Below are 6,970 nucleotides of genomic sequence, written 5' to 3'. Positions count from 1 at the left end.
CGTCACCCCCGCCCCCAGCGGGCGCGGGCTGGGGTGGGGGTGTTCCACCTCACCTCACCCCCCAGCCCCCGCTCCTCTCCCCTGTCGGGAGAGGAGCGGGGAGTGATGATGGGTGTATTCCATAAGGGTTGCCAGTCAACACAATCCCGGCCCCCCTCCTACCCCCCCCGCTGAGGGCAGGCTGGGGTGCGGGCAGTCGCCTATTACCCCTGCGCGCCACGCCCCCACCCACCCCACCATCTAAGCGTGGACGCATCAAACCTGTACACCGCACCTCCCACCTCCTATCTCCTATTTCCTATCTTCTAAAACACCGCGAACACCTCACTACCCACCACCATCACGAAGAGCAGGTTTAACAAAATCCCGACGACCAGACTGATGGCGGTTAACAACAGCAGGTAGACCGTGCGCCGGCGGATCAACCGGCGAAATTCGCCCTGTAACAACGCTTCCAGGGTCTGCTGCTGCGCAGCGAGCACCATCTCAACCGGTGTACCCTCAGCTTCTGCCTGAGCGAGCGCCGCCGTAGCATCGATCAGTTCACGACAATTGGAGCGACGGGCAACTTCGGCCAGTGCCGCAAAGGGACGCATCCGCTGCTCTTCGCTGAGCGCCAATGCCTCTGCGACAAGGCTCCGCATTGGCGCCTGGCGGGGTGTTGCCTGTGAGCAGTAGCGTCGCAACAGCAGACTGGGGGCTTCAAAACTACCTAGCGCAACCCGGATAAAGCCGATCAACCCCGGTGTGAGGCGTCGTAGTTCCTGGCTAAGCCGCTGCTGATCGCGCCGGGGCTGGCGAGCCCATTTCAGGCCAAGCGCCAGATAGGCCGCCAACCCCAGTCCTACCCAGATAATCCCCCCGCTGAGAGCAGCGCCAAGACAGAGGAGAGCGATCAGCAGTCCACCACTCTGACCGATGATCAGACGTTGTCGTTCGTTCAAGGGTCTCGTCACCAGCGGTTGCTGGCGCAGTACTACCCCAAGTGCAGCCAGCAAGGTGCCGCAAAACGCCGCCAGCAGTGCCGGTGCCGCAGGTGTTGTGAGTAGATGAGGCATATGTAGCTCCTGAGTAACGATGAGTACCTCGATGACGACAGATCAGACGACTTTAGTAATCAACATCCTCGACCTGCGAGAACAGGAAGCCGCCGATCATCGGTGCCAGTAAAGCCAGGGTCACGATGACGGCAAAAACCATCCCTAGCGGAGTGCTGTACGCGATCCGTACTCGTTCCCATTGGGTTGCGATCAGGTATAAGGCCATCAGACACCCTGCTCCGCCAACGGCCAGGCCGCTATAGCGCATCTGGGCCAGTTCGGTCAGCGCCTCTTCCCGCCGCCGTTCCGACACCTGTAGCGCGGCGTAAGCTGCGGCGCAGCGCCGCGCTTGCAAGTCTTGCGGTTGATCGGCGGCAACCGCCAGGTGGTTGAGCAGAATTGCGTGGCGGGGCGCTGAGGTTTGGGCGGCCAGCGCCGTGATAACCTGACGAAGTGTTGCAATGCTCCCGTCGGCAAGCGGTGTCCCCTGTTGCCGAAGTAACCACGTCCACTCGTTGCGCAATGGCCCATCACCCATATCGGCCAGGACACGCTCCAGAGCAGTACGAAGACCTAAACCGCCACTTAGCAAAGCACTGAGACGACCGATGGCTGGAGTCAGCTCCCGTTCCAGGTGCCGATTGTAATGTGATTGGCTGACGGCAAAACCGATGCGCACAACCAGCGCTGCCACCACCGGCGCAGCCACCAGCGCAAGCCAGATTGAGCCAATCCATCCCAATACCAGACTACTCAACGTCGCCGCTCCGCTGGCCAGCAGCAAGGCTGTATTCGTTCCCAACAACGCTGGCCGCCAGACCAGCGCCGGATCGCAGACCGCTTGCGAACGCGAGCGATCAAACCGGGCAAGGAACTGCATAAGGGGTTGTCGGAAGATAAAGGTAGCGGTCATGGTAATCAATGCAGCCAGCAAAGCCGGCACCGCACGTACCAGCCAGGCCGTTTCGGAATGGGTGAGTGAGTCAATACCCTGCATATCATTGTCCTTTCTCGGCAGTATAGAGCGTCATCACGCACAACTGCTTCCCTGAGCAGTGATCAACGCTTCGCGCATGCGTAGAGCGGCCACAACCGGCGTGAGTGCCGCCGAACTGACCTCACCACTCGCCACCAGCATATTCAGCGCACCGTAGCGCGTTTGCAATAGTGCCAGTGCCGTCTCGTCATTCAAGCGAGCCGGGTCGAGCTTCATCAGGAGATCGAGCGCATCACGGGCCCGACCCTGGCTCAATGCCTGACCTGCCCTGGTTATTGCTTGCTGCGCCTCTTGATCGGCTCGCTGTCCGGCTGCAATCTCCCCGGCCAGGGCAGGCCATCCACCGGGAGGCGCAAAGGCTGCGTAGCGTTCGAGATCGGCGTTAAGTTCAGCATACAGACTTGCCGCCCGCTCCCAGCGTCGGCTTGACAGCGCAGCCGAAATCTGTTCGCAGGCTTCGCGTGCTGCCTGAGTCACCTGCTGTGATCGTTCTGGCAGCATAGTCAGGGCCTGACGTGCTGCCTGGGCCAATCGTTCATCCTGACGCTCTTCCCATGCCCGCCGCAGGATCGCCAGTGCCCGTTCAGGAGCACCGGCTTGGCGAGCGAGCGCGGCCTGACTCAATGCCTCTTCTACGATTGCCCGACTGCTGGCGACGGCCCGTGGCCGCTCGCTCATCTTGAGCAGGCGCAGCCGTTGTTTGAGCATGTCAGGCGTCTGGTCGGCTCCATCCCATATCAAGGCATCGCCCTCTGTCCGTGCTGCGCAATGCCAGCGCAGACCCTCGCTGTCAGCTTCTGCCCGGGCCAGAGGAACGATTCGCGGACGCAAGCCGGTAGCCGCTTCATCACAACCGTCAAGCAGCACCACTTCATCAATGTAGCGTCGTCCGTTGTTGCGACTCAGGTGGATCACCACCTGGAAGTTGTCGCAGATGTCTTCAAGAGCATTCGTGCGCCGGCCCTCGTAGAGGTATGCCCCAGGCATCGCCGCACAGTCGGCTAACCGGCTGACCGCACGTAACGCAGTGCGGGCGTGAATCGTGGTGACAACGGCATGACCGCTGACCGCAACGGCCAGGATGGCTCCTGCTTCGGCGGCACGAGTTTCGCCCGGCGCGACCAGTGATGGCGTCTGGCGCAAAACCTCACGGGCTGCCCGCCCGAAGGCGTGTGGATCAAGGCTGGTCTGTACCAGTTCCCGCGTCCACGCCGCATGGCGAACATTGATCTCCAGGGTATTATCCTCGATAGTGATAACGTGTGGTTCTCCCGGCCACGAATTGACAATCGCTTCCAGCAAAGCAGTCTTCCCGCAACCGGTTTCTCCGGCGATCAGAAACGAGCAACGGGTGCGCACCAGCAATCGCAAGAGCGCAAACAGCGATTCATCACATGCTCCCCGCCGCAGAATGTCGTCCAATGTCCACGCAGTGCGCCGCCCGCGGCGAATACAAATCAACGCCGTATCGTCAGGAGTACATGGCGGAATGGTAACGTGCATGCGTGTACCATGCGCCAGAGGCAGGGTGTCTTGGGGTCGACTACGGTCAAGGGGAACCGCCAGCCGCGAGGCCAAAACCAGGGCTCGATCCAGCGCCTGGCGTGGCGAACTGAATCGCTCAGGCGCGAGCGTAAAATCAGCACCCTCCTCTTGCACCATGATGCGGTCGCCAATAATCTTGACCTCCTGGATACGCTCATCGTCCAGATACGGCTGCGCCGGCCCCCAGCCGATGGTGTCGTGAAAGAGGCGCAGCAGGCTAGCATCATCGGTCGGCAGACCGGCCAGCGGCCCACCACGTTCGGTGTGCGAGCCGATAGCTGCACGTAATACCCGCAGCACCGCCGGATCGCGTTCCGCAGCGGGAGCCACTGGATCGAGCAGATCGGGATGCAGCTCGGCGAGCAGGATGTCGCGTGCCGCCTGTAACACTGTCGCCGTTGGATCGGTCGCCTGATGCGACGCCGGCAAGAGATCGGCCAGTCCACCCTCTTCGAGAACGGTTAATGGTCGGTAGGCAGGATGCATGGTCACCTCCTTATGACGACATTGCCAGTATTGGAGCACGGCGTGTAAACAACTCTGCAAAGCGGTACCACCAGACGGTTTGCGGCATTGGCAGGCGCGGCTGCAAACCGGCGTGTGCACACAGTGCCTCAACCACCTGATGAGTAGCGCGAGCGAAGCAGCTATGCGGGCCGAGATCGAGCATCGAGATGTAGCCATCGTGTTCATCGGCGAGGCTGGCTAACCGTGGTTCGCGTGGCAGCGTGCCCAAACTACCAACACGCGGGTAGCGGCGGGCAAAGAGTTCAGCAACCATCCCAACCGTCACCGTCACGCCGCGTTCTGGCTCCATGAAGAGCAGTGAACAGCGTTCGAGCCGTTCCGGCGCCAGTTCACTAAAGTGTTCCAGCATATGCCCAACTCCCATCCGCTCGCGAGCACCGGGTGGCGTTGGCAGCACAACACTGCCACCCGCCTGCAACACGTGCGTTGCATACGGACGACGCAGATAGTCGGGAGGGGTATCAATTAACACCACATCGTATCCTTCAAGGGCAAGAATGCCCTGGTACAACCCTTGCCAGTCGGGTAAGCGTAAATCGTTTTCGGCCCTGGCCACGGCATGGGAACCGATCAGCAGATCGATCCGCCCCCAGCCCTGCTGATTGGCACGGGTATGCTCAGGCTGGAAGATAAAGGGCTGGATACCGGTCGGATTCCAGTGCGACGGGCCACGCTGCACCAGGTGGAGGTACGAAGGAGCGCTGGCCGGAATGCGGAATGCCGGCACCAGACCAGGGTTTGAGATGTCGCTGTCCCACACCAGGACATCGAGACCACGCCGGCGCAATCCTTCGGCCAACACACAGGTTGCGAAAGTTTTACCGATACCACCCTTCGCCGCCCCAATCGCGATCACCGGCAAGCGCTGCGTCCCATGACCACGCCGTCGGCCAATCTGCACCCCAATCCAGTCCGCCAGCGCGACCGGATTGCGTTCAGCCGTAGCCGGTAACCCGGCTGCCTGCGCATCGGCGAGAGCCGCCCGTGCCGGACCCGTCAGCCCCAGCATGACTCGCACACCAACCTGCTGCGCACGCGCAGTTACATCCCAGAGATCGGCCAGTGGCGTCCCCCGACTATCATCAAGATAGAGAGCATCTGGCGGACGTGATCCACTCAAGAGACGTTGTACTTGGTCAATCCGCGATGGTGCCAGCACTGCAACATCGCGCAATTGCTCAACTTCGGCCTGTAATCCTTCAATCGCGCTAAAGATGATCAGTTCCATAGCACAGCTCCGTTCGTGTTAATACGCCGGTGACCAGCAACAGATAACGCTCCAGGTCAATCTGAAACAACCCCATCACATTCGCCCAAGCCCCCAGCCGGCATTGACATACCCGGCTCGCATCAGACGGTCACTGCTACGTTCGTAACGAAAGAGCGGATTGGTCGGAAATGGATCGCCACTCTGGCCCTGCGCCCCCTGAGGAAGCACCTCTTCAATCGCAATCACCCCACGTTTACCGGTTGGCGTTCGCCCAATCTGCACGACCAGCAAATTCACGACATCCGACGTAATCAGACCGCGTACAATCTGCGCAGCCGCCTGACCGGCCCCGGCCGTTTCCTGAGCCAGACCGATCAGCGCCATCCGCTCCAGATTGCGCAGCGCCCCTTGAACGGTAGCAGCGTGAATGGTGCCCAGGCCAGGGTGACCGGTGGCAGCGGCCTGCAACATCGCCATTGCTTCACCACCACGCACTTCGCCAACAATGATGTAGTTGGGCTTCTGCCGCAAAGCAAACGTCACTGCTCGCCCAAAGCCCCCCGTCTCCATTGGAGCCTCGATATGCAGGCTATTAGCGCTCCGCGGTAATTCGCCGCCATCTTCAATCACTACCAGACGCATATGCCTGCCAATCGCCTGGGTCAGCGCAGCCGCCAGCGTCGTTTTGCCACTCCCGGTTGGCCCGGCTATCAGCAGTGACGCCCCACCGTTCAACGCCGCCAACAAAAGATCACTTGCTTCACGGGTGATCACCTGGCCTTGAACCAGATCGTCAAGCGTTGCCCATAGTTCGGGGAGCAGCCGGATCGAAAGGCTCGGCCCGGCAGGCGAAGCACTGCGACTGGTGATCGCGTAACGCAACCCATCAACAACACCCTGAACGAACGGCGGCAACGGCTGATCGGGGGCAATACCCTGGCTACGCCAGACAAGCTGACGCTGCGTCCAGTCAATCCAGGCCGGATGAACAATCACCCCGGTATTGACCATCATCCCCCGCTGCACAACAAAGAAAGGCGAGTCGGCAGGGCCATTGAAGAGAATGTCCGACACCGCGTGCTCCGGATCACGCCAGATTTCCAGGGGGCCATACCAGCCCACCTGCCGCCAGCAGATTGTCTTACCCAGCCCGAGTTGGGCAAAGGCTTCTTCAGGCGGAACGTGCCAGCAATCCCGCAAGCGACCACTGCGGAGCAACATACGCAGCTCTTCGGCAACCGTTGCCCCATCCTCCCCACCGTGTACCGATTGACCGGGAATATCCCAATTCGCGTACATGCCACGTCCCCTCCACTGGACTGTGATGGTAATGGTTGTTGATATCATTTCAGACCGACGACAGCATCTCTACGCTTGTAGCCAGCCTGGGTATCGTTAGCAATGCTCTGCCAATCACGAGAGGGTTTCAACCGCTCTCACCCCTGAAACCGTTCACAATTAAGGGTGGACAGAACGTAAACCTATGGTCTAACGCAACTTCATACTGCCTCGGAACGCCCCAACACCTGCTTCCGGCCTCCTCTCGCCCACCAGTTCAGAAGCGGCCACCTGCGCTCACCCCTTTCCTACCTTATCAGGACACCACAGCGCAGGTTTCTCGTCTCCCCTCTCCCGCCGTGCGGGAGAGGG

At 60.7% G+C, this 6,970-nt stretch carries 5 protein-coding genes; all 5 read right to left on the bottom strand.

Translation table 11 applies throughout. From position 1 onward, the window contains the following. Positions 1-305: 305 nt before the first annotated feature. A complete protein-coding gene (locus VAE57_RS18130) occupies positions 306-1,058 on the bottom strand; it encodes a hypothetical protein (RefSeq protein WP_322823231.1) in 753 nt (250 codons plus the stop codon). Between the two features lie 52 nt (positions 1,059-1,110). Next, positions 1,111-2,037 carry a hypothetical protein gene (locus VAE57_RS18125; protein ID WP_322823230.1) on the bottom strand — a complete coding sequence of 309 codons (927 nt, stop codon included), beginning with the start codon at positions 2,035-2,037 and terminating at the stop codon, positions 1,111-1,113. 33 nt (positions 2,038-2,070) lie between these two features. Then, a complete protein-coding gene (locus tag VAE57_RS18120; RefSeq protein ID WP_322823229.1) occupies positions 2,071-4,068 on the bottom strand; it encodes an ATPase, T2SS/T4P/T4SS family in 1,998 nt (665 codons plus the stop codon). 10 nt (positions 4,069-4,078) lie between these two features. Continuing rightward, positions 4,079-5,338 carry a ParA family protein gene (locus VAE57_RS18115; protein ID WP_322823228.1) on the bottom strand — a complete coding sequence of 420 codons (1,260 nt, stop codon included), beginning with the start codon at positions 5,336-5,338 and terminating at the stop codon, positions 4,079-4,081. Positions 5,339-5,413: 75 nt separating this feature from the next. Further along, positions 5,414-6,619 (bottom strand): CpaF/VirB11 family protein, encoded by a 1,206-nt coding sequence (locus VAE57_RS18110; RefSeq protein WP_322823227.1) that lies wholly within the window; start codon positions 6,617-6,619, stop codon positions 5,414-5,416. Between the last annotated feature and the right edge of the window lie 351 nt (positions 6,620-6,970).

The sequence above is a fragment of the Chloroflexus sp. genome (assembly GCF_034434295.1).
GTDB lineage: Bacteria > Chloroflexota > Chloroflexia > Chloroflexales > Chloroflexaceae > Chloroflexus.
This window is presented reverse-complemented; position numbering and strand designations above follow the sequence as displayed.